Source organism: Paenibacillus albidus (assembly GCF_014644435.1).
GTDB lineage: Bacteria > Bacillota > Bacilli > Paenibacillales > Paenibacillaceae > Paenibacillus_AQ > Paenibacillus_AQ albidus.
Map to the genome: position 1 here is coordinate 207,897 of NZ_BMKR01000011.1, position 21,625 is coordinate 229,521.

22 protein-coding genes are annotated in these 21,625 nt (G+C 51.6%); 6 read left to right on the forward strand and 16 right to left on the reverse strand.

The window, feature by feature from the left end; all coding sequences use genetic code 11:
- Positions 1–23: 23 nt before the first annotated feature.
- Positions 24–983 carry a class 1b ribonucleoside-diphosphate reductase subunit beta gene (gene nrdF / locus IEY53_RS15465; protein ID WP_189026379.1) on the forward strand — a complete coding sequence of 320 codons (960 nt, stop codon included), beginning with the start codon at positions 24–26 and terminating at the stop codon, positions 981–983.
- Between the two features lie 111 nt (positions 984–1,094).
- On the opposite strand, the gene IEY53_RS15470 is transcribed toward nrdF, so the two are convergent.
- The 6 genes from IEY53_RS15470 to IEY53_RS15495 form a co-directional block, all read right to left on the reverse strand.
- Positions 1,095–1,982, reverse strand: coding sequence for a CPBP family intramembrane glutamic endopeptidase (locus IEY53_RS15470; protein WP_189026381.1), 888 nt, complete (start codon positions 1,980–1,982; stop codon positions 1,095–1,097).
- 152 nt (positions 1,983–2,134) lie between these two features.
- Positions 2,135–2,611 carry a GyrI-like domain-containing protein gene (locus tag IEY53_RS15475; RefSeq protein ID WP_189026383.1) on the reverse strand — a complete coding sequence of 159 codons (477 nt, stop codon included), beginning with the start codon at positions 2,609–2,611 and terminating at the stop codon, positions 2,135–2,137.
- Positions 2,612–2,704: 93 nt separating this feature from the next.
- Entirely contained in the window at positions 2,705–3,631 is a 927-nt protein-coding gene (locus tag IEY53_RS15480; RefSeq protein WP_189026385.1) for an ADP-ribosylglycohydrolase family protein, read from the reverse strand.
- Between the two features lie 147 nt (positions 3,632–3,778).
- The gene (locus tag IEY53_RS15485; RefSeq protein WP_189026387.1) at positions 3,779–4,777 is read right to left on the reverse strand and encodes a Gfo/Idh/MocA family protein; all 999 of its coding nucleotides are present in this window, start codon (positions 4,775–4,777) and stop codon (positions 3,779–3,781) included.
- Between the two features lie 38 nt (positions 4,778–4,815).
- A complete protein-coding gene (locus IEY53_RS15490) occupies positions 4,816–5,169 on the reverse strand; it encodes a DUF1648 domain-containing protein (protein WP_189026389.1) in 354 nt (117 codons plus the stop codon).
- Between the two features lie 364 nt (positions 5,170–5,533).
- Positions 5,534–6,262 carry a YceI family protein gene (locus IEY53_RS15495; RefSeq protein WP_189026391.1) on the reverse strand — a complete coding sequence of 243 codons (729 nt, stop codon included), beginning with the start codon at positions 6,260–6,262 and terminating at the stop codon, positions 5,534–5,536.
- Between the two features lie 154 nt (positions 6,263–6,416).
- Between IEY53_RS15495 and IEY53_RS15500 the strand changes: the two genes are divergently transcribed.
- The 4 genes from IEY53_RS15500 (at position 6,417) to IEY53_RS15515 (ending at position 9,908) form a co-directional block, all read left to right on the forward strand.
- Positions 6,417–7,097: a response regulator transcription factor gene (locus IEY53_RS15500; protein ID WP_189026393.1), complete on the forward strand. Its 681-nt coding sequence runs from the start codon at positions 6,417–6,419 to the stop codon at positions 7,095–7,097.
- Entirely contained in the window at positions 7,094–8,494 is a 1,401-nt protein-coding gene (locus IEY53_RS15505; RefSeq protein ID WP_189026395.1) for a HAMP domain-containing sensor histidine kinase, read from the forward strand. The genes IEY53_RS15500 and IEY53_RS15505 overlap by 4 nt, the downstream gene beginning before the upstream one ends.
- A gap of 69 nt (positions 8,495–8,563) precedes the next feature.
- Positions 8,564–9,061 carry a hypothetical protein gene (locus tag IEY53_RS15510; protein WP_189026397.1) on the forward strand — a complete coding sequence of 166 codons (498 nt, stop codon included), beginning with the start codon at positions 8,564–8,566 and terminating at the stop codon, positions 9,059–9,061.
- Between the two features lie 109 nt (positions 9,062–9,170).
- Positions 9,171–9,908 (forward strand): hypothetical protein, encoded by a 738-nt coding sequence (locus IEY53_RS15515; RefSeq protein ID WP_189026399.1) that lies wholly within the window; start codon positions 9,171–9,173, stop codon positions 9,906–9,908.
- A gap of 84 nt (positions 9,909–9,992) precedes the next feature.
- On the opposite strand, the gene IEY53_RS15520 is transcribed toward IEY53_RS15515, so the two are convergent.
- From IEY53_RS15520 to IEY53_RS15565, 10 genes are all read right to left on the reverse strand, one after another.
- A complete protein-coding gene (locus IEY53_RS15520; protein ID WP_189026400.1) occupies positions 9,993–10,925 on the reverse strand; it encodes a DUF6612 family protein in 933 nt (310 codons plus the stop codon).
- 170 nt (positions 10,926–11,095) lie between these two features.
- Complete coding sequence (locus IEY53_RS15525; protein ID WP_229696175.1) at positions 11,096–11,407, reverse strand: YciI family protein; 312 nt, start codon at positions 11,405–11,407, stop codon at positions 11,096–11,098.
- A gap of 14 nt (positions 11,408–11,421) precedes the next feature.
- Entirely contained in the window at positions 11,422–11,979 is a 558-nt protein-coding gene (locus IEY53_RS15530; protein ID WP_189026402.1) for an SLOG family protein, read from the reverse strand.
- A gap of 87 nt (positions 11,980–12,066) precedes the next feature.
- Entirely contained in the window at positions 12,067–12,459 is a 393-nt protein-coding gene (locus IEY53_RS15535; protein WP_189026404.1) for a hypothetical protein, read from the reverse strand.
- Between the two features lie 133 nt (positions 12,460–12,592).
- Positions 12,593–13,252 carry a response regulator transcription factor gene (locus IEY53_RS15540; RefSeq protein ID WP_189026406.1) on the reverse strand — a complete coding sequence of 220 codons (660 nt, stop codon included), beginning with the start codon at positions 13,250–13,252 and terminating at the stop codon, positions 12,593–12,595.
- Positions 13,230–15,605: an ATP-binding protein gene (locus IEY53_RS15545; RefSeq protein ID WP_189026408.1), complete on the reverse strand. Its 2,376-nt coding sequence runs from the start codon at positions 15,603–15,605 to the stop codon at positions 13,230–13,232. Before IEY53_RS15545 ends, IEY53_RS15540 begins: the two co-directional genes overlap by 23 nt.
- A gap of 31 nt (positions 15,606–15,636) precedes the next feature.
- Entirely contained in the window at positions 15,637–15,816 is a 180-nt protein-coding gene (gene comX, locus IEY53_RS15550; RefSeq protein WP_189026410.1) for a competence pheromone ComX, read from the reverse strand.
- 137 nt (positions 15,817–15,953) lie between these two features.
- Positions 15,954–16,874: a polyprenyl synthetase family protein gene (locus IEY53_RS15555; protein WP_189026412.1), complete on the reverse strand. Its 921-nt coding sequence runs from the start codon at positions 16,872–16,874 to the stop codon at positions 15,954–15,956.
- 98 nt (positions 16,875–16,972) lie between these two features.
- Entirely contained in the window at positions 16,973–18,106 is a 1,134-nt protein-coding gene (locus tag IEY53_RS15560; RefSeq protein WP_189026414.1) for a hypothetical protein, read from the reverse strand.
- A gap of 237 nt (positions 18,107–18,343) precedes the next feature.
- Positions 18,344–20,374, reverse strand: coding sequence for a beta-galactosidase (locus tag IEY53_RS15565; RefSeq protein WP_189026416.1), 2,031 nt, complete (start codon positions 20,372–20,374; stop codon positions 18,344–18,346).
- 121 nt (positions 20,375–20,495) lie between these two features.
- On the opposite strand from IEY53_RS15565, the gene IEY53_RS15570 reads away from it, so the two are divergent.
- On the forward strand, positions 20,496–21,329 hold the full coding sequence (locus IEY53_RS15570; protein ID WP_189026418.1) for a helix-turn-helix transcriptional regulator: 834 nt from the start codon (positions 20,496–20,498) through the stop codon (positions 21,327–21,329).
- Positions 21,330–21,625: the final 296 nt, after the last annotated feature.

The window sequence follows — 21,625 nt, forward strand, 5'->3', positions numbered from 1 at the left end:
ACAGAAAGGAAGATTATACGATTATGAGCGCTATCCAAGCCGTTAACTGGAACCGCCCCGACGACGATTTCTCGCTGATGTTCTGGAACCAGAATATTATGCAGTTCTGGACGGACGACGAGATTCCATTATCCGATGACAAAATGTCCTGGCTGACTCTGAATGAGCAGGAAAAGGATTCCTATATGAAGGTGCTCGGCGGCCTGACGCTGCTCGATACGATTCAAGGCGGGGTAGGCATGCCGCAGATTATGGAGCATGTGGAAGGTTTGCAGCGCAAAGCCGTGCTGGGCTTCATGGGCATGATGGAGCAGATCCATGCCAAATCATACAGCAGCATCTTCACAACCCTGGCTTCCACCGAAGAGATTGACAATGTATTCCGCTGGGTGGAAGACAACACTTTTCTGCAATTCAAAGCGGAGACTATCTCCGAATACTACAAAAATATAAAGACTCCTAAAGACCTGTACCTGGCGATGGCAGCTTCCGTGCTTCTGGAAAGTTACCTGTTCTACAGCGGCTTTTTCTACCCGCTTTATCTGGCCGGCCAAGGCAAAATGACCTGCAGCGGCGAGATTATCGACCTTATTTTGCGGGATGAGAGCATTCACGGGGTATACGTCGGTGTACTGGCCCAGGAGATCTATGCCGAGCTCGAGGAAGATGAGCAGCGCGATCTGTACCAGACGCTGGTGGGGCTGCTGCGCCTGCTGCATGCCAACGAAGAACAATACACGGAACAAATCTATGCGCCGATTGGCCTCGTGGACGAAGTTAAGACCTTCCTGCGGTACAACGCTAACAAGGCGATGATGAACCTGGGACTCGACCCGCTGTTCGAAGAGGAAGAGATCAATCCGATCGTCCAGAACGGGATCAGCACCCATACCAAACAGCATGACTTTTTCTCCAAAAAAGGCAATGGCTACGTCCGGGCGATGAACGTTGAACCTTTGAAGGACGAGGATTTCCAATTCTAATGGCATGATATTACCGCATTCCAGACAGCAAAAAACGCTGGTTGAGAGCTTCCGCTCTGCACCGGCGTTTTTTTGTTGTATTCTCCTGAATCATGATTCATGGGTGAAGCTCTAGGCGATGCCGGATCGGTCCAAGCGGAGCTTCTGCCCGTGAACAGGTACAATCCACATAAGCATACAAGCCAGCCCCAGTACTAGCGTGGTTATAACACTCCCCTCTACTCCAAAGGCGCCTCCGCTCAACCAGTCGGCACCATGCAAATGCACCGTATACAGGCCCTCTGCCGGATTTCCGCTGACCGCAACCCCAAATACATACCCCTGAAACATGTTCCAGGCCGCATGAAGCGCGATGGCAAAATAAAGATTCCCCGTCCGTAGGGTAGCCAGAGAAAAAATGAAAGAAACCAGGGCAATATTCAGCGCACTCAGCCAGGTAAAATTGTCGTTGGCCATATGGGCGAGCGCAAACGTGCCGGCAATAATGCTCATCCCCCAGAGGGGCGACAAGCGGCTGGACAATAAATGCTGTATGTATCCTCTAAAGAGAACTTCTTCGGAGATCCCTGCTACAGCTCCCACGGTAACAAGGCCGATCAGATTAATCCGCCCCCATTGCGGATCGGACCAGACTCCCTGAAATTCCGCCGCGCCTACGCCCAGCAGAATGACAATCACTGCGGTCAGCAAAAAAGCTCCGGCCAGAAATCCTGTAAACAACCGTTTGCCATCTGGAACCGTAAGACCTATGGAGGAAAGCGGCTTTTTTTGAACCACCCTCACTGCAAAGCACACGGTGATCACGATATAAGGTCCTATCTCTTTGAATATTTGTACCCAGCCATGGGGGTCGAACAGATACCCGGAACCCGTGCGCAGCGACAGGACATATGAGCAAACCCGAGCCAAACCTATTACGGCGGCCAACAGCAGCAGTATATCCCAGCCTGCCCGCAGCTGACCTGCCCTGTTCTTAAATATCGTCTTGATGATCGACATAACAAGCAACCTTCTTTCCCTTAATCTATAGTTGTCTTGTTAGACGAAGTTTACAGCAAGAACCCTGCATCCACAAAAGGGCTGCCCCGGCAGCCTTTCCATGGCTTTTGGGACACCCCTCTGTGTTATTGCTTCTAAAATTTGTCCTGAACTTACTGAATTCCGATATAGATCTTGATCTCGGCAGGATCAGCGTTACGGGAATCATAACATTCGTAATCGCCAATATAGGTTCTGACCTCAGCGGCGTTCTGGAAATACGCCCAGATCTCTCCCCAGGTTTGGGCCACCTTCTCATATACAGGCCCTGCCGGGACCGTAAACACCATATATTTGCCTTCCGGAACTTTCGCATACTGATAACCATCGGCAGGATTCACTTCTTCAGCAGCAACATCCTGTCCTACTATAACCGTATAGGCACCGCTGGCATCACTCTCATAATCCGTATATAGAGCGTAAATGAGCTGGGAGCTGGGGTCTGCCACCCTTGAAGCCAAGGAGCTGCTGAAATAATCTTGCCATAACTGAGACAAGCGCCCCTTTCCGCTCATCTCCTCAGCATTGGTGGTCCTGGTGCTGATTCCGCACAGTGTAAATTCCCCTTTATGGACAATCTCCGTATTCATATTCTCAATCTCCTCCTCCTGCTGTCTGTTATCAGTATACGGAAGGTAACTGGACAACTGTCTGTCAGGTTCGAAACAGGAGTGTACGCTCCTTCAGCGCCTTTCCCGTTCCTCATACAATCTCCCGGCAAATTCCTTAATCAGCTCCTTCATCGCCAGCTTCTCCCGCCAGCGTTCCGGAATCCCGCTGAAGCCATAATAGGCTCCGGCAATCTGGCCGTATACGGCACCGGTAGTGTCCGCGTCATCCCCCAGATTAACAGCAAGCAAGGCCCCTTCCTCAAAGCTCTCGGATTTATAAAAAGCCCAGAGCGCGGCCTCCAGTGATTTCACCACATATCCGGAGCCCTGGATTAACGGCGGCTCTTTCCTCCGGTAAGAGCCTTTCAGGATATCCAGCAAGCTGTCCTCCAGTGACTCCTCCGCCAGCCAGCCGCTGAAAGCGCCAGGCCCGAGCATCTCGGCCTTACTCCAGCCGTGCAATCCGGCGAGCAGATAAGCTGCCATTAAACGGCAGGCAGACAGACACTCCCGCGACCCGTGCGTTGTTCTGGAGCTGCTCTCTGCATACGCTATAGCCTGCAGAGGATTCTCTGCATAATACATGACTGCAGGCGCCAGCCGCATAATCGGGCCGTTCCCGGCAGCACCCGGGTCCTCCGAACCGCTGAAGCCCTCACCTGTCGCCTCATAACGTTCCAGAGCTGCCCGTGTAGCATTGCCGATATCGAAACATTTCCCTGTGCTGCTTAAATGTCCGGCACGGAACCAACGTTGATATCGGGCCATCTGATCGGCCGGATCAAACCCCAACTTCGCGAGCAGGCTCTCCGCCAGGCACAGGGCCATCGATGTATCGTCAGTCCATTGTCCCGGCTCCAGCCCAAAGACACCGCCGCCAACTATATCGTGAACCGGCTCAAATGTGCCTGGAGCACTGAACTCGACTGTCGTGCCCAGTGCATCCCCGGCGGCAAGCCCGGCCAGGCAGCCATGATATCGCTCGATTCGAAGTGTCATATTCATTCCCCTCCCGGTTCTATCAAACTTGCATTTTTGAATGGATCAGGGTTGCTAATGCTGCAATCGGTATACGCAGCAACCCCCGGGAGCACAGTGCAGATCCCGGGGGTTGCTGATGGTGGTTCCTGTAGCCTGGATCATGATTTATTCCCCGGGGTAACGCAGTCCCCACTGGGCACGGATCTGATCCAGCAGCTTCATGATGGCCAAGGACTCGTCCAGATTCATGTCCGGACTTTCTGTCAGGCCCGCCTGAAGGCAGCGGCCTACTTCCTCCGCTTCAAAAGCATAACCGATAGAGGCCCGGTCATCCTCAAAGGTCTCCACCTTCTCATCCCCGACGTACAATTCAGCGGATTTGGGATTCACCAGTGTCCCAGGAACAACGATATAACCTTCGGTTCCATATACATGGGCTTCATCCAGCAGATTCAGGCGGACCCCGCCGTTGATGGAAGCGGCGCGGCCGTCAGCGTAGGACAGCAGCAGCGAGAACTGCTCATCCACGCCGGTCTCACCGATATGGGCAGTGCTGGACACGCTCACCGGGTGAGGTCCAAGCACCATCGAGGCGAAGGACACCGGATAAATGCCTACGTCAAGCAGGGCACCGCCCCCAAGCTTCGGATTCAGCAGCCGGCCTTCCGGGTTCCATTCTGAGCGGAAGCCCAGATCCGACTTCACCAGGCGCACATCCCCGATTCGCCCTTCGGCAATCCACTGTCTGACTTTGGCAATCGCCGGGATATAACGGCTCCACATCGCTTCCATCAGGAACAGCTTGTGTTCACGGGCATAACTCACTACTTCTTCCAGTTCTCCGCTATTCACCGTAAATGGCTTCTCGCAAAGAACAGCTTTGCCTGCCCGCAGTGCCAGCAGCGCATTTTCTTTATGAAAGGGATGGGGTGTCCCTATGTATACAGCATCCACTTCAGGATCATTGACCAGGTCCTCATAAGTGGCATGAGCACGGGCAATCCCATACTTTGCAGCAAATTCATCCGCACTTTCCTGGCTGCGCGATCCCACTGCGACCGCTATTCCATTGCTGGCATGGGCCAGATCCCTCACAAACTGGCTGGCAATCCAGCCGGTGCTGAGAATTCCCCATCTCACCTTGTAAGCGTTGTTATATGACATTGTAGTTCCTCCTCCTCCTCTCGCCTAACGCTTAAATTCTACCAAACCATCTCTGTCAAAGCAAAGGTACTGGTAGCCGCCAGGCCTATAGTAACAAGCAAAGTAGCCGCATTCCAGATCCGGTGTACAGCGGCAATGTTCTCCATATAGCTGCTCAGCAGCATCTTTTGCAGCAATACACGAAGCAGCTTCATCAGGATAAATCCGAGCCATCCGAGGACGCTGAGCAGAATCACTTCCATACTCGCTTTGTCCACGAAACGGTCCGGGGTTTCGCCATTGTAATGAATCGGCACAAACACGGGCATTTGCGGATACAGATACAGATACAAACCCAAAGGGACAAGAGCGGCAATGCAGCTGATGAGCATTGTCGGCTTGCTTTTAAACATACGCGGTACCTCCCTGCTGTTCACAACTCTTATTCCGGCACATCTTTATGCGCGGCGCTCGTTTTCCCGCTGACATGTGCAGGCCCTACTCTTTTATTCGGCACAGGACACCCGGGATTTGAGAATTTCTCCCCGGAAGGCCGTCCGCTTCTTTCACAACCGGCCCATACTTGATTTCAGAGTATAGTATAACTAAGAAAAGCCAGCAGCGCCATCCTGCACAATCTGATAAAAACAAGCCAAAGTGGCGGTAAGGTCTGAAATGCGGGTCCAAAAAAGACGCCCTCCAAGCCGAAATGGCTTAGAAGACGTCCTCTGATTCTTTCTTTCTATGAGTGGGCCATTCATCATTGACCTTAACTAATTATTTGCTCAGCACAAGCTCCAGACGCACTTCAAATTCATTCTCTGTATCCAGGACAACCGAGTGCGGGTTGGTTAGTCCGAAATCGGCGAAAGTTACCTTCGTAGTTCCCGACAACATCAGTTGCCCCCCGCTGTACACCGCTTGCGCATCAAAGGTCACATCCTTGGCAGTTCCCTTCACAGTCAGCGTGCCATCCATCTGAACCGGCACAGCCGTCCCTTCTGTCCACTCCTTAGGCAGCTCCGAGAATGACTTGGCGGTAAAAGCAGCTTGCGGATTTGCCGTTACATCCAGGAAGTCAGCGCCTTTTACATGCTCGTCCCGTTTGGCGTTGCCGGAATCCAGACCGCTTAATTCCACAATCCCTTCACCTGTCATGGCAGCCGGATCATCCAGATTCACCTTCCAGCTGCCCTGGACCAAATTATCCACGAAGTTGACAGTTTCTTTGGAGGTTGTTACGGACCAGTATACCTTCGACGTATCGGCAATGGTCCAGTCCCCGTTTAGCTGCTCGGCGGTAACCGCCGCCCCTGCCGCTTCTCCGCTTGTACTTGCATCGGCCGCCGCCGCCGAATTGTTCGCGGCATTCCCCGGCTCCTGCGATGGGATAACGGATTCAATCTCAATATTATTGCCAAGCGTTTTGTTCATTACAGTATACGCGATGACGCCTCCTACAATAATTACTGCGGCTGCTATCAAGGCTATTGTTTTTCTCTTCATCCTGTTTCCTCCATCCATTCTCTTTGATTTGATTCAGGCTTGTACCCCATTCTAGCAAATGAATATGTCGGGAATAAGTCAAAGCAAAACAGACCCTGGCTGTGATAAGATTGTCTTACTTTCATGTCTGAGCAGAAGTGTAAGGAGGGACAGAATGAAATCTATTCTAATTGTTGAAGATGAGGAAGCGATCTCCCGTGTCCTTAGTGCATATTTGAAAAAAGCGGGCTACCAGGTGACCCGTGTTCCCGACGGGCAGGCTGCGCTTGAAGCCTTCGAGAGTTCACCGCCGGCGCTGATCCTGCTGGATATTATGATGCCGAATATGGACGGCTTTGAATTGCTGGGCCGCATCCGTGGGAAAAGCAGCTGTCCCGTCATCATGCTGACTGCCCGTGACGGTATTACTGACCGTCTGGCCGGACTGGATGGCGGGGCCGATGACTATATGTCGAAGCCTTTTATTCCCGAAGAAGTGGTCGCCCGTGTAAATGCGGTGCTGCGCCGGCCTTCGCAGTGGTCCGATGGCAGCCGCAAGCGGCATTTTGGCAGTCTTTTTATCGATTACACGGCCCGTTGCATCTTTCTGAATGGAGCCGAGGTCACGCTAAGCCCACGCGATATGTCGGTACTGCTGTTTCTGGCCGAACGTCCCAACCAGATCTGTACCCGGGAGCAGCTGATTGAACAGGTCTGGGAGATGGATTACGAGGGCAGTGACCGGGCCGTGGATCTATCCATCAAAAGAATCCGCCAAGCGCTGTCGCACTGGCCGGCAACGGAAGGGGAGATCCGTACCCTGAGAGGGACGGGATACCAGCTATGGACCACTTGAAGCCACCGAAGAAACGTACCTCTTTCCTCTTCTACTGGACCCTGCGGTATCTGCTTATTATCAGTATCGGGCTGCTGCTCACCTCTGCTGCCACATTTTTCTGGATTCGGCAGGAAGCGATGGATAACCGGATGCAGACCACGGGCCTGCTCGCTCAGGAGATTGCTGACCGGAGCGTCGGCGTGGATAACTCCATTGCCATTTCGCCGGGTCTTGAGAAGCTGATCGAAGACCGTAAGCGGTTTTTTAAGCTAACCGTTGAAATGTGTGTCATTATTACCGATCAGAGGGGGCAGCTGCTGTACTCCTTGCCTTACCTGACTCAAAAGGAGATGGAGTACAAGCTCAATGACAGTCTTAATGATTCCCGCAGCCCGGAATTTAAAGCAGCCGTAGCCCCCATCCAGGGAGAAGGAGGCAAGCTGGGCAAAGTTTTCGTGCTGCAATCCAAACGTTCCCTGCGGCATATTCCGCAGGATGAGATCCTCTTTTTCATCCTTACGCTGCTGTTCCTGATTATTCTAAGTTGGCTGACCATCTACCTCTTGTCCCGGAAGCTTGCCAAACCTATTCAGAAGGTTGCTGCTGCTGCCGTGCAGATCAGCGGCGGGAACTATAATATTATTCTCGACAAGGGCGCCAAGGAACGGGAAATTCATGAGCTGCTGGTATCCTTCCAGAATATGGCCGGCAAGCTGCAGCAATTCGAACAGTCCCGGGCCGTCATGCTGGCCGGTGTTTCCCATGAGCTGAAAACTCCGGTCACGTCCATCAAAGGCCTGGTACATGCCGTCCGTGAAGGGGTTGTCGAGGGCGAAGAAGCAGAGGAATTTCTCGACATTGCCCTGCTGGAGGCGGGCAGGCTGCAGCGCATGGTAGCGGATCTGCTGGACTATAACGCACTTACAGCCGGTATCGTCTCCATTCGCCATGACAAGCTCGCCGCAGTTCCCCTGCTCTCCGAGATTGTCTATCAATGGAAGCTGACCCAGGAGGAGGACGTCTGCGAGCCCGTTCTGCTCCTGCCGGATGACCCTCTGGAGATACAGGGAGATCCGCTGCGCATACAGCAGATTATCGTGAATCTGCTGAACAACAGTGTGCAGGCCAAAGCCCCCGGATCAACTGTCCAGCTCACGCTTGAGCTGACCCGGAACCGGAGGGGCGAGGCCGAAATCAAAGTGAAGGATAACGGAATTGGCATCCGCCCCGAGATAAGCGAACGGGTCTTTGAGGCTTTTTTCCGCAGCAGCGATAAGCAAAGCGCCTTGCGGGGTCTGGGACTGGGCCTCACCTTCAGCCGCCTGCTGGCCGAAGCCATGAGCGGAAGCCTGGAGCTGGCGGACGGCTCGGGCCAAGGCTGCACCTTTGTATTGACATTGCCCCTTGCGCGTTAGAGGGTTTTCGTGGCGCTGCCATGGTATAATCACTTACACAATCAAACCGTGAAACCGGAGGTTTATCTAATGCTTACTTTTGAACAAAAACTGGCGGTACTGGATTCTTATCCTGAGCTTGAACGCAAACCTGTCTCCCTTGGCCGTATCAATTATCATTATGAGGGCAGCCGGCACGAGAAAAAGACGGTGGCTTTTCATCTGCACCCGGGCGGCAATGGATTTGTTTATGCCGGCCTGCTGCGGGGATATGAAACGGATAGCAAGGGGTTCGTGAACATTCGCGATTTCTCGGAGAGTGAACTGCGGAGCGTGGTGGAAGCTTCCATGGCCTCCCTATCCATGTATATTCCTGAAGCCCCTCCTGCCGGCAAAAGAAAGAAAAAACAAGCGGCGGAAACAGCCGACTCCCTATGGACTAACCACGAGGGGCAGAACTTGACGTTGAGACTGGAAGATGACCTGTGGTATGTCTACGCCGATCTCAACCTGGAAATGGCCTTTGAGACGGTAGAAGAAGCCCGGGAGTATCTCGCAGAAGAAGGTTTTGTTCCGGCAACGGAATAACCTTATCCGGCAGACAACAGCGGCCGGAAGTCCCAACATTCACCGTAGTGACGAGCGAAGCTTACGTTAGCCTTTTAAGTTCATCTTATATAGCTAAGGAGGAATACTCATGACTAATCCGGAAGGCAGGGCCCCCTTTACAGATCCCGGGGACCAAAAGCCTGATCCGGGCGCAGCCCCGCGCCAAAACAGTGTATCGGATCAATGGAACACATTGTTGAAAGATGAACGTGTGCAGCAGGCCAGACAGGTCAGCAAACAATATTTCGGTTTTTTCCTCGGCACACTGGCCAGTCCTTACCGCACGATGAAGGCCGTAGGTGCTGAACAGGCTCTGCATGCTGTGATTACAATGGCTTTGACAGCTCTGCTATCGGCCTTTTATTTCCTGGCCTGGTTTATCAAATGGGACATTTCCCCCGTCTTCGCTTCGGGCTTCCTGCAGCCGCTGCTCCTGAGTGCGCTGGGGATTGCCGCAGCGGTAGGTCTGGCCTATGCCGTGCTCAAGATCGAGAGAGTCACCTTTGATCCCAAGCTGATGATTGCCCGGTTTGGCACTCTGCTGATTCCGGCAGTTGCCCTGCTTGTCCTGGCCATTCTTTTTCTCGTCGTTGGCCTGTTCTCGCTGTCCATCTCTTTATTGGTCATTTCCTTCCTGTTCATCTTCGTGGCACTCAATACGGTGTTGTTCCAGTACCAGCTTAGCCCTTCGGGCGGCCGGGTCGATACGACTTACCTGATTGTGATTGCCAATGCTGTCACCGGATATATCTTCTACAAGCTGATTAGCTCCGTGATTGTTGGAGCGATCGGCAACTTTTTCGGGGGTTCACCTTTCGGAATGTAATGATATGATGTTATATGCACAAGAATAGGGGTATCCCACAGCCAGGTACTGGCTGTGGGATACCCCTTCGTTGATCGGTCAATCTTATTGTTGTGGTGTAGTCGGCATTTGCGCTTCTTGCGCCTTCAGCGCCTCATCCGGAATTTTGAAATCGGCGATTTCATTATGCTTCGAGATGTCGCTGCTCATTTTCATGTCCAGGCTTATGTTTTGGCCTTCTGCTGCCATGTCCATCACCATATCCACATTGGTTTTGGCAGGCAGATAAGTTTCCTTGTTCACAGCGTATATAATCTTCATACTCTTGATATTCATCTGATCCAGCAAAGCAGTCATTTGTGCATCGGCACCGCCGGACTGGCTCATAAAGCTCTTGGCCAGTTCCTTCACATTTTCCCCGGATACATCGGCAGTCAGCAGATAGTTATCCCCTTCCTCAGTAATCTTGGTTTCTTTGCTGAGGGTCTTGAACTGTTCCAGCTGCTTCTCCGGACTCGCCGATTGTTCCATCGATGCTTTCAGTGGAGCTGTCATTTCCGCAGGCAGCTTCATCCATTGTCCTGCGGCATGGGAGTAGCTGCCATCGGCAGTAATATATTGCTCTACCGTTTGTTCACCTTCTTGACCCGGCACCACCATTTGGACCACTTGATGCATTTGGAGCGGGTTTTTGATGAATTCCGATTTCATCTTCATATCGGAATTCTGATCTTGTGTAGTTTCACCTTGAGTTATGCTTATTTTTTGTATAATCTGGGCATCCATCGCGAAGCTCTTGAGCGACTGGCCGGCTTCTGTTGATTTCTTAATCAGCTCATCAACGGTAGGTACGCCTGTTGCTGCCTCTTCCGTAGCCGCTGGTGCGCTGGCTTCAGCGGAAGCTGCCGGTGCACTGGCTTCCGTTGTAGCTGCCGGTGTGTTCCCAGTTGCGGTATTCTCTGTAGTCTCATTGTTTCCGCAAGCTGTAATGCCGATGGTTAAGATCGCCCCTAAAATTCCTGCTGTCCATTTCTTCAAGTTCATTGTCCTCCTAGAATTGTTGTATAGCACATGCTATGGAAGCATCTGCCAAAGTACATAATATGCTATTAACCAAAATCGGACCCATCGTAACACCTGATTCAAAATTAGACATCCTACAACACCGCAGCAACTCCTGTATATGGACAATAATTTAGCAATAAAGGTTATCCGACGATGCCCAAATGCCCGTTGCCCTCATGAGATAAACACCAGGTCCGCAGCACATAGCTGCGGATGCCTGTACTTACGTAAGGATCGCTTTCAGCAATGGAGACTGCCTCTTCCAGAGAAGCCGCACGTATAATGACCATTCCTCCCGGAGCATCGTCAAAAGGACCGCAAAGGATCAGCCGCCCCTGACGATCCAGCTCCTGCAGATGTCTGACATGCGCACGAATAATCTCCATATCCCTGCGGTCCTGCTCCGTTGGGCTTAATAAAATAACATAACAGATATCTTCCTCAATATGCATCATATCCATCGGCTCCTCTATTCATAATCCCGTTGATTCTCTTCATCGGCAATATTCTGAACCTCTTCCGCATGCATCAGATACAGTCCGTAGTCACCTTCAGCATGCAGCTTCGAAGCGCGTTCTTTAAAAAACTTCGGACTTCCCTCAGCAGCATCCTCATCATAAAACAACAGAATCCCGTCACTTTTGCGGAACAGCAGATCATCTCTGGCCCGAAACTGCCAGCTTCCGTCATACGGCATATTGCTGACTGCCCCATAATAATCGGCCCCGGCAATAATCTGCCGGTATTCGTTCTGCTTCTCTTCCTTCCACTTCTCTTCAGGGTGCGCATGCGCGGTGATAATCCCCAGCTTCAGTCCGGGATATTCCTGTTTCAGCTGAATAATCACTTCGCACGCCCAGAGATCCACACCATATTGACCGGGTGTAATCATCCACTCCACTCCCTCTTCCACAAGTGGGCGCAGACGGGCGTACAATGCTTTTTTGATATAAGGAATACCGGGATGTTTAGCGTCAAAAATGCCAAGCTCATGTGCGCGGTAACCGGTAACCAATAAAGTCTTCATTCCTTGCCCCTTTCCCTTGTATAGATACAAATTGCTGCCGGACAGAAAGAACCCGCCGCAAAATGCCTGGCAGGTTCTCCCCTTAATCTATCGATAGGGCTGTGAGATCATATACCGCTGAAGGCTGAGTTCCCTGTGAATGTCTATAAAGATATCCTCGGGTACAGGAATCAAAGCCGGCGTTTCGTGCCAGATGTACGACAAGACCATTTTACAACTCTCTTCAAAGCGGACGGTGTCAGGACTGCCTACGTTCTCCAGAATCCGTTGACAATAGGTTATTAATTCCAGGTAATCGGACAGGAGACGTGCTTGCATATGAACTATGTTAGGATGCAGCTTTTCCGGGACCAGGTTTCTTCTGTCTGTGTTCATCCCGGGAACCTCTGCAGCAACAATAATATCATTATTGAACATAACAAATTTGAGCCGTACTTCAATGTCATTAAAAGCTTCAATAATGCTACTCAAAACACCCATCCTATTCTCTCCTTGCTAACTTACGGAAGAAACTCTATGTATGGAGTGACTCGGATGACGTTCAATGCGTATGTACGATAAGTATATATTCTTTGAAGGAATATTGATAATATATTTTTCTTCAAGTTTACTTTCACAAAAAATCTCCCGTATGGATAAGACCCAGCCGCTTGGCTTCCATAATCGCTTCCGACCGTGAGCGGACTGCCAGCTTCTCAAATATTCGTGTCAGATTGTATTCTACGGTCCGCTGGCTCATCAGCAGCTTCCCCGCAATCTCCTTATTGCTGCTGCCCCTGGCTACTTCCTGCAGAATTTCCTGCTCCCGTTCATTAATGGAGACCTCTTCGAGACGCCGTTCCTCACGTGAGGCTGCCAAGCGGACCTCATTGCGGCGCAGCTGGCGCAGCAGAGGCACCGGGATAACCGCCTCTCCCCTCAAGGAACAACGGATAGCAGTAAGGAGCTGCTCCCGTGTGGCCGTCTTGCTGACCATCCCCGATACCCCCGCTTCCACCAGCAGATTGAAATGCGGACTGAGCTCATAACCCGTATAGATAAGAATGCAATAATCCGGATTAATCTGGATCATTCTTTTGGTCAACTCCAACCCGCTGATCACAGGAATATTAAGGTCGAACAGCATCACATCAAACGTTTGGGTTTGGATCAGCTCCAGCGCTTCCATCGAGGTATAGGTAACAGTCACCTTCATGTCCGGATCTTGTTCAAGCATATTTTTGGTCCCTTCACAGACTGAAGGATGATCGTCAACCAGCAAGATGGTGATCAATGGCTTCTCCTCCTTCCTCCTGCTTGGATGCGGGCTGCAGCGGGAATCTCAGCCGCACCTCAAACCCCCGGCCCGGCTCGGAATCAAAGCGGATCTCCCCGTCCAGACTGCGCACCCGTTCCTTGATTCCCGAAATCCCCATATGCCTGAAGGAATCCTGCAGCTGAGACAATTCCAGGCCCCGGCCATCATCTTTATAATAGAAATCAATCTCCTCGTCCTTCTGCTCCAGCTCAATCTGAATGTTGGAAGCACAGGCATGCTTGCCCGCATTGCGAAGAAGCTCCTGCACAATACGATAGACAGCCAATATTTGTGAGTCATTCAGGTCGAGCACGGTTATATTGGTCTGCAGGGTTATCGAGTAGTTGGAACGAATGCGTTCCTCTGCAAAAAGCTGTTCCAATGCTTCGATCAATCCCATTTCTTTGAGCAGCGGGGGCCGAAGCTCATTGCAGGTCTGACGGATCTGATGAATGACATCCAGGAGCCCTTCCTTGATCTGCTCCAGCTGTTCGCGCAACTGATCCGTAACAGGGTGATCCAGCATGATGGATTCCAGCTTCCGATACCAGATCAGCTGATCCTGCAAGGCCGCATCGTGCAGGTCGGCGGCAAGCCGGCGGCGTTCATTCTCGGAGAGCGTGAAGATAAGGCGGAGCACCCATGAAGGTACATCCTGCTGCGTCTTCATCTGCAGTTCCAAATCTTCAATCAACACTTCAATCAGATGCAGATTCTCATAGACGATGCCGCTGTAATTGGCAATGGTCTTGAGCCAGGTGCGCTCATCCAGGTTAAGGCTGGTATGATTGTTCTTGTCATCAATCCACAGCAGATGGCTGGTCATCCGGTACTGGCCGATGGCCAGGCAAGCCCCGCGCGGCAAAGCAATCAGCTCGCCAACCGCCGGATGCAAAGGGATCGCCTGCATGATGTTATCCATCTCCGGTCCCAGCTCTGCTGCCGAAGTCACTGTTCTTTTGCCGGAATCCTGCTCTGCAGTAAGCTCAAAAAAGACAAGCTTCCGCACAGGAAGAATGGCCCGGATCTCCCGCTCCAGCACCATCTCCATATCCGCCCGGTTCATCACCCGGGGAATCTCTTTGGAGAAGCGCTCAATACTGCCCTGAAAGTTATAGGTCTCCTTCAGAAAGTTGGGACGCAGGCGAAAATCAATGAATTCCTTGGTGAATAAAAACACAGTCATAATTAGATAAACTACGATGAAAATTTGCAGCCATTTGATCCAGGTATATTCAGACTGGTACAGTATAAGGGCCATTAAGCCGAGGATCAGAGCCGTGGGGAGGAACGAAATAGCCGTATAATATAAAAAGCGGTTCAATACGAAATCAATATCGAACAGACGGTTGGTCATGAACAGGTAGAAATAAACTACAGGGACAGCAAACAGGAAAATAGCCGTCAGCTCCCCCGGAATAAAAGGCAGGCCTAACAGCTCCGGCAGACCATTAAACAGCAAAAACGGCAAAAACGCAAGGATATGTGCAGTCAGCGTAAACTTGAACAGTACCTGCAGCTCCCCGTGGCGATGTTGGTAGTATTTAGCAATCAGCTTGGCGACAATCAGCAGATAAGTAAAGGCGAAAAAGGCCAGCAGTACTTTGGTCTCCAGACGGCGGACAGGTAATTCGGTGAAGGCGCTAAGCGAGACCAGAACAGCCACACTCCCTGCCAAGCCATATAACACCCGCAGCCAGACCACGGAGAGGAAACGTTCCTTATAGCGGTGAAGATAGTTGATCATGAAATGAATAAAAAAGACCGGCAGCAAGGCAAAGCTCCAGCCCAGTGTGATTCTTCCAACAGGATCTGCCACTGCCGAAGCCGCAGAGCTGAAATAACTCAGGCCTATGCTCATAAAGAACAGGATCAGCATGCCCGCCGCACGGTCCTCCCGTTGTCTCAAATACACATAACCGCAAAAAACAAGAAACAACAGCAAAGAGACACCCGGAAACACAAGATGGAGAATAAGATTCCAGTTGGAGATTCCGCCCCTCACAGTCAAATGAAGCGTGGTGTATCTACCATCTTCCCCCTTGCGCAGCACATCAAGTGTCTCTGCCTGTTCGATCATCTTATACTTCTGAACGAGCTCAAAATCAGCCGCACCGTTGATAGCAGTAATAATATCGCCTGGCTTCAGATCGTATCCGGCCCAGCTCTCCTTATCAATACCCGATACCCGAACCTGTCCAAGATTGTCCGTCTCCACACTGATCCCCATTTTTGGATGATTCAATACCACATTGCTTAAATAGAGAACCAGCAGCAGTAAAACAAACAAGAAGAATACTAACCTTACGTTTCGGGACAATCTGGACAATGGTCTAAGCCTCCATCAGAACCTTTAGTCGTTACATCCAGTAGTGGTATTCCTTTTCATTCACTTCACGATCCGGTGTCTCATTCCGCATAACATCCATAAGTGCCTTACGTTCCCAGGTTGTCATTCCCGCCATTTGCAGCTGGCCGTTCTGAAATTGCAGTCTTGCTTCGGGATTCTTCACAAGCTTCTCGAACATCTCTTTCAACATCATTCATTCCTCCCAGTAGAAATTAGTTAAAAGCACTTGCTAAAACCCAATATATCAGCTTTATGCCTGTCCTCCAACGCCAACCTGTCCCGTATTTACCGCAAATCCGATTGCGGTCCTTCCTGTAATAACGGAAATCACTCAGCTGCAGCGATAAGCTGCAGCTTCCATGAGGAATCCAGCTCGAGCTCTTCCAATAACTCAAGAAAATGATAGTAGGCCGAACGTGCACGGAAAGCGGCATACAGGGAAGTGCCTGTGCGTTCCACAAGCGCGGCGAATTCCCCGCCCCGGTGCTGAATCTCCTCAAGCGCGAGGCGGCCTTCAAAATAATCAATCACCCAGCGGTCCTGCTCTTCGCTGATGGTGGACAGCAAGTATAGCAGCGGCAGTGTTTTTTTGCGGTGCAGAAAATCATTCTTACGCTCCCAGTTCAGCAAATCACGGGAATCATTGCGGATTTGAGCCGAAATCCCCATCTCCTGTCCGTATTCCTGCACTAATGCAGACTCTTCTCCTGTAGCCAGGATTACACCGGTCATACAGGCGCATACCAGCAGGGCAGCCGATTTCTGCTTGACCATATTAAGATATTCTTCCTCATTGCCGATTTCGTTCAATAAATCCAACGTCTGCCCATTGGTGGCGATAAGGACCTGCCGACTCAGAAATGCGGCTGCTTTATGTATATAGGCTGTGGGAAAATCGCATCCAAGCAGCGTCTCCTGGGACAAGGTCAACAGCGCCAACGCAAGATTAAGCGCTATGCTCTTCGGCAGCGCATGCCACGGCATGTCCATATGATCCTCGTCCTGCAGATCATCCATTATATCCAGGGCCAGGATCATTAGCTCAACAGCCGCCGCCGCACGGTAGATCTCTTGCCCGCTGCCTCCAAACATACGGAAGTGAAGCAGGGTCAGGGTCCCGCACTTCAGCGATTCACACACCTTCACCTCGACAGAAGCCACAGCTGCCTCGCGCAGATAATCGACAGCAAAACACCGCTTTACCTGAGCCTGCATCTCCTCGGCCAACAGCTTCTCCGTTCCCTTCACAGCATCCCCCCCACATCCTCACACTCTACTATTTTAGCTGATATTCCCATAACATTCCATAGTTTTCCTCAATAGGTAAATAGAATTTTGAGTTTAGCTTAATGGATCATTTTCTCGCTCGCTTCGCCATGGTGCTGCGCCAGATTCATCTCCAGATAAGAATCCCGCCAATTCATGGAGAACCCTTGCTCTACACACTCCGCTACCAGTCCGGAGATATGCTGCTTGCGCACTGACGTCACTTGCAGCAGCGACATTAAAGCATACAGTACCGAATCTATTATCCGGTAGAGGATGAAGTTTTTCTCCTGATGCTTCTGAAGCTCCGAAGGCGAATGAAAGGTCCAGTGAAAATCATTCAGCGCATCATAGCGCTGCAGGAAATCCCCGCCCGTCCGCAGTCTCTCGGCCTTGATCTCTCCTTCGTCATAGCCTTGGGAGAGCACAGAGAGGAGGCAATCCACAAATATTTGCAGCCGTCCAAAAATAAACTCCCGGTCATACCTGCCCTCGGCAAACCGTTTCACCCCCTGCAGGATAAATTGCTGCTCTTCCTCGGTCCGGCTGAACAAGGCCTCCCAGATCCGGCGCTTGTTCTCCTCCTTTTTACCGGTAACTTCCATCCGGCTAATAAAATATTCAAAGTTGGAGCGGAGGGACAGGTACCCGAACTTGATTCCGCCCGGACTGCGGTTTACGGTAATCATGAACATTTTGGCGCATTCAATGTTTTGCCGGTCCTCCGGCAATTCCCCCCAGGTATCATAAAGATCAACCAGAAGCTGGCTTTTCAGCAGTTCAATCTCATAATTTACACGGGAACTGCCCAGCGTATTGCCATGCAGCAGGCCTTCCGTTTCTTCAGCCGTTACTGTTCCATCCTTGAACAGCGGGAGATAGGCCTCTGTATAATTCTCAAGCACAGCCAGCTTGTGCAGAATTTCTTCGTATGCGGCGTATTCCCTTCGCTCCCGGGGTTTGCCGTACCGCTCGGCCAACCGCCGGATGACCGGTTCAAGCCCGTTGTCCGCCTCGGCCGCGGGGAAAGAAATCTTCACATGGAACCCGAAGGTCCAGCTCTTTTGCAGGATGACATTCATTAATCTTCTCGCATGCACATACCGGATCACCCCTTGCAGCAAAAAAGCGGTGGCCTCACTATCGTATAAATAACAACTGATCGTCCGCAGTCGCATGGCACCTGTCACCTCCACTATTATCGTTCCGTTCACGCGGCTTTTTGGCGATCCTTAGCTTTGCCGGTAAGCCGTACTTATCCACCATACCATAGGCTTGTCCAGCCTTCACCGCATACCGGAGGTGGAAATCCACAAACTTTTTGCGGAGTCTGATTCAGCAAGGAAGCTTACGCTTCTGTCGGAACAGCAAAAAAGACGATTCCAAGCAAGGCTAACCCTGCTTGGAATCGTCTTTTCTATTGGCCATCCTGGTGCAACTTTAAGCTGCGGTTAGTTTTTGTCCGACAGGATCAGTACGCCCCGGCCCGGGACTGCAGCCGAACCGCTGAAGGTCTTGCCGGTGAGCAGATCGGTACGTTCTGCGGAACCGATCTCGGCGCTGAGTTCGCCCGGTGTATGATTCAGCAGGAACAGATAGGACACGCCATCCTTTACGCGTTGCACAGACTCGATGCCTTCCGGTGCCCTTACGAGCGGCTGGATGTTCTTTTCGGCACACAGATTCGCGAGGAATTCTCTCAGGAAACCAGCTTGCGGACTGGTCGCTACGTAATAGGCTTTGCCTTCGCCGAACGTGTTGACTGTAAGTGCCGGCATACCCTGGTAGAAATCCGAACCATACTGCGCAAGCACTTCCGCACCTTCAGAGTGAATCAAGTCGCAAAGCGTATCACATGGATAAGAGCCGCTTAAACCGCCCCATTCCCGGTTCATTACAATTTCGTTGCTCATGCCCGGCAGCAGGGCATCAATTTCCTCTGCCCAGATGCCCAGCACCTTGCGCAGCTCCCCGGGATACCCGCCTACGGTGACGAGATCGTTCTCGTTGACAATCCCGCTGAAATAGGTCGTGATGAAGGTTCCGCCCGCTTTGACAAAAGCCTCCACCTTCTCCGCAAAACCCGGTTTGATCATGTACAGCACCGGTGCGATAACAATCTCGTATTTGGACAGATTCTCTTCGACTCCGATCATGTCGGCTTCGATATTCTGCTGATACAAAGCATCATAATACTTGTGGACCTCATTCACATAATCCAGCGCGACGGAAGGTCCGCTGGACAGATCAAGCGCCCAGCGGTTCTCCCAGTCGTAAATAATTCCGATTTTGGCCGCACCGCGGGCATCCAGCAGCTGGTCACCAAGCTGCTCCAGCTCTTTGCCTAGCTCCGCACATTCACGGAAGACACGGGTATGCTCGTGGCCCACATGCTCAATTACAGCGCCATGGTACTTCTCGCAGGCTCCAATGGAACGGCGCAGCTGGAAGAACAGCACGGTATCCGCGCCGCGTGCCACAGCCTGGTAGCTCCACAGACGCATTACGCCCGGACGCTTCAGGGAATTATAAGGCTGCCAGTTCTGCTGGCTTGGTGTTTGTTCCATCAGCATAAACGGCTGGCCGCTCTTCAGGCCGCGCATCAGATCATGCGTCATCGCCGTGAAGCTTACGGGTGTATCCAGTGATGGGTAGTTGTCCCATGAGATAACATCCATATGCTTGGCCCACTCAAAATAATCCAGCTCCGGATAGAAGCCCATCAGATTGGTCGTCACCGGTATGTTCTTGCTGTGCTCCTTGATGGCTTCATATTCAATCTTGTAGCATTCCAGCAGGGAGTAAGACATAAATCTGCGGTAATCCAGCGAGATCCCCTGGAAGTTGGTACGGTTGCCGTTCCATTCTTCACTGAGCTCATTCGGTACGACAATTTCTTCCCAGTCATAGAACGTATGGCCCCAGAAGCGTGTATTCCAGGCTTTGTTCAGGGCATCAAGCGAACCGTAACGCTCCTTCAGCCAGACACGGAAGGCAGCTTCGGACTGTTCGGAATAATCATAACCGCCATATTCATTGGAGATATGCCAAGCCACCAGGCCCGGATGATCCTTATAACGTTCCGCCAGCTTCCCGGCCAGTCTGGCCGCGAACTTGCGGTATACCGCACTGTTCGGATTGGAGTTGTGGCGGCCGCCGAACTTGCGTTTTCTTCCCTGGACATCGACACGGGTCACTTCCGGATAGCGGTGGGCCATCCAGGCCGGATGCGCGCCTGTCGCAGTAGCCAGGCAGACGTAGGTGCCATTCTGGTAGAGCCGATCTATTAATGCATCCAATGTGGAGAAATCATAGGTGTCTTCCGAAGGCTGAATCAGCGCCCAGGAGAATACATTGATCGTGGCGACATCAATCCCCGCCAGCTTGAACATCCGCTCATCCTCTGCCCAATCTGGAGCCTCCCACTGTTCGGGATTGTAATCTCCTCCGTACCAAATCTTCGGCAATTTATCGTTGATCACACTTCGCACATCCTTTATAGTATAAGTATATTTTCATTTTAAACGGTTAACCAAGCGCTTTAAATATAATATTAAACCAAAGGCATATAATAATATGGAACTACACAGGAGATGACGACTATTGACCGCAATCGCTCCGCGCAGAATCGTCTTTGCCCAGGAAGGCGGACAGCAGCTGCCGATTACCCTCGACAGCATGGGCTACAATCCCGATCAGGAAAAAGTCTCCCGCCCGGATGGCTACCACACCTATCACTGGATTCAAACCACCTCAGGAGAGGGATTGCTTTATTTTGAAGACAAAACCCTGACTCTTGCCGAGGGCAGCGGTGTTCTGCTGCACCCCCACACCCCTCATCGCTATGAAGCGCTGTCTCCGCCATGGCGCACCTATTATTTGACCTTCGGCGGCGAATCCAGCCGCCCTATTCTGGAGACACTGGGCATGCAGCCGAATGCCTTGTACCACTGGGAGAGCGAAGCTCCGCTCTCGCTGATGCTCGGTGAAATGCTCGACCGCCATGATGCGGCGGAGGATATGTTCAGCCTCGGCGCCTCGACGGACGCTTACCGCTTTTTGCTGACGCTTAGCAAATACGGGCAGCTGCATAACAATACAGCCATTTCCCGTAATGTGGACAAGCTCCAGCCGCTGCTTAAATGGATGGACAGCCATTATGGCGATCCCGATATCGGCCTGCATGATCTGTCCGCACAGCTCGGCGTGTCGGGGCGTTACCTGAACAGCCTGTTCCTCCAGACCTTCGTGCTCTCGCCTTACGCCTATTTCGTACGGCTTCGCATCCGCAAGAGCAAGGAACTGCTTGTCAGCAAGCCGAACCTGACGGTAAAAGCCATTTCGCAGCTTGTCGGCTTCCGTGATGTCAGCCATTTTGTCGCCACCTTTCGCAAGCAGTCGGCGGTTACACCGGAGCAATTTAGAAGACTGCACTAAAGTGCGGTCCTCTAGGGGCTGAGCTTTACTGGGCAGGAAGAGCTTGGACCGGGTGCTGTCGTCACTCCGTGAAACGCTTGGACCTCCGATCGCTGTTATTTCCGGATTCTCTCATTAGTAACCGCGCCCGGCGGTTAGAATCCGGGAATAAAGGCGAACGCTCCGCTTCTCCAGTCTCAAGCTTTCTCTCCATTCCTCCCGCTCCCTTGTCTTAATAAATATGATTTCGATAAAGGACTAGTACCTTGACCGCGAATAATTTTACCTTTAAGCTCTCCGTATAGAGTCAAATGGGG

Bases quoted from the DNA above. Each gene is read 5' to 3' on its own strand.
- IEY53_RS15480 (WP_189026385.1), bottom strand. From the start codon at position 3,631: ATGACACTTCGAATCGAGCGATATCATGGCTGCCTGGCCGGGCTTGCC.
- IEY53_RS15470 (WP_189026381.1), bottom strand. From the start codon at position 1,982: ATGTCGATCATCAAGACGATATTTAAGAACAGGGCAGGTCAGCTGCGG.
- IEY53_RS15525 (WP_229696175.1), bottom strand. From the start codon at position 11,407: ATGATGCATATTGAGGAAGATATCTGTTATGTTATTTTATTAAGCCCA.
- IEY53_RS15485 (WP_189026387.1), bottom strand. From the start codon at position 4,777: ATGTCATATAACAACGCTTACAAGGTGAGATGGGGAATTCTCAGCACC.
- nrdF (WP_189026379.1), top strand. From the start codon at position 24: ATGAGCGCTATCCAAGCCGTTAACTGGAACCGCCCCGACGACGATTTC.
- comX (WP_189026410.1), bottom strand. From the start codon at position 15,816: ATGTTGAAAGAGATGTTCGAGAAGCTTGTGAAGAATCCCGAAGCAAGA.
- IEY53_RS15490 (WP_189026389.1), bottom strand. From the start codon at position 5,169: ATGTTTAAAAGCAAGCCGACAATGCTCATCAGCTGCATTGCCGCTCTT.
- IEY53_RS15500 (WP_189026393.1), top strand. From the start codon at position 6,417: ATGAAATCTATTCTAATTGTTGAAGATGAGGAAGCGATCTCCCGTGTC.
- IEY53_RS15535 (WP_189026404.1), bottom strand. From the start codon at position 12,459: ATGGGTGTTTTGAGTAGCATTATTGAAGCTTTTAATGACATTGAAGTA.
- IEY53_RS15510 (WP_189026397.1), top strand. From the start codon at position 8,564: ATGCTTACTTTTGAACAAAAACTGGCGGTACTGGATTCTTATCCTGAG.
- IEY53_RS15495 (WP_189026391.1), bottom strand. From the start codon at position 6,262: ATGAAGAGAAAAACAATAGCCTTGATAGCAGCCGCAGTAATTATTGTA.
- IEY53_RS15515 (WP_189026399.1), top strand. From the start codon at position 9,171: ATGACTAATCCGGAAGGCAGGGCCCCCTTTACAGATCCCGGGGACCAA.
- IEY53_RS15530 (WP_189026402.1), bottom strand. From the start codon at position 11,979: ATGAAGACTTTATTGGTTACCGGTTACCGCGCACATGAGCTTGGCATT.
- IEY53_RS15475 (WP_189026383.1), bottom strand. From the start codon at position 2,611: ATGAATACGGAGATTGTCCATAAAGGGGAATTTACACTGTGCGGAATC.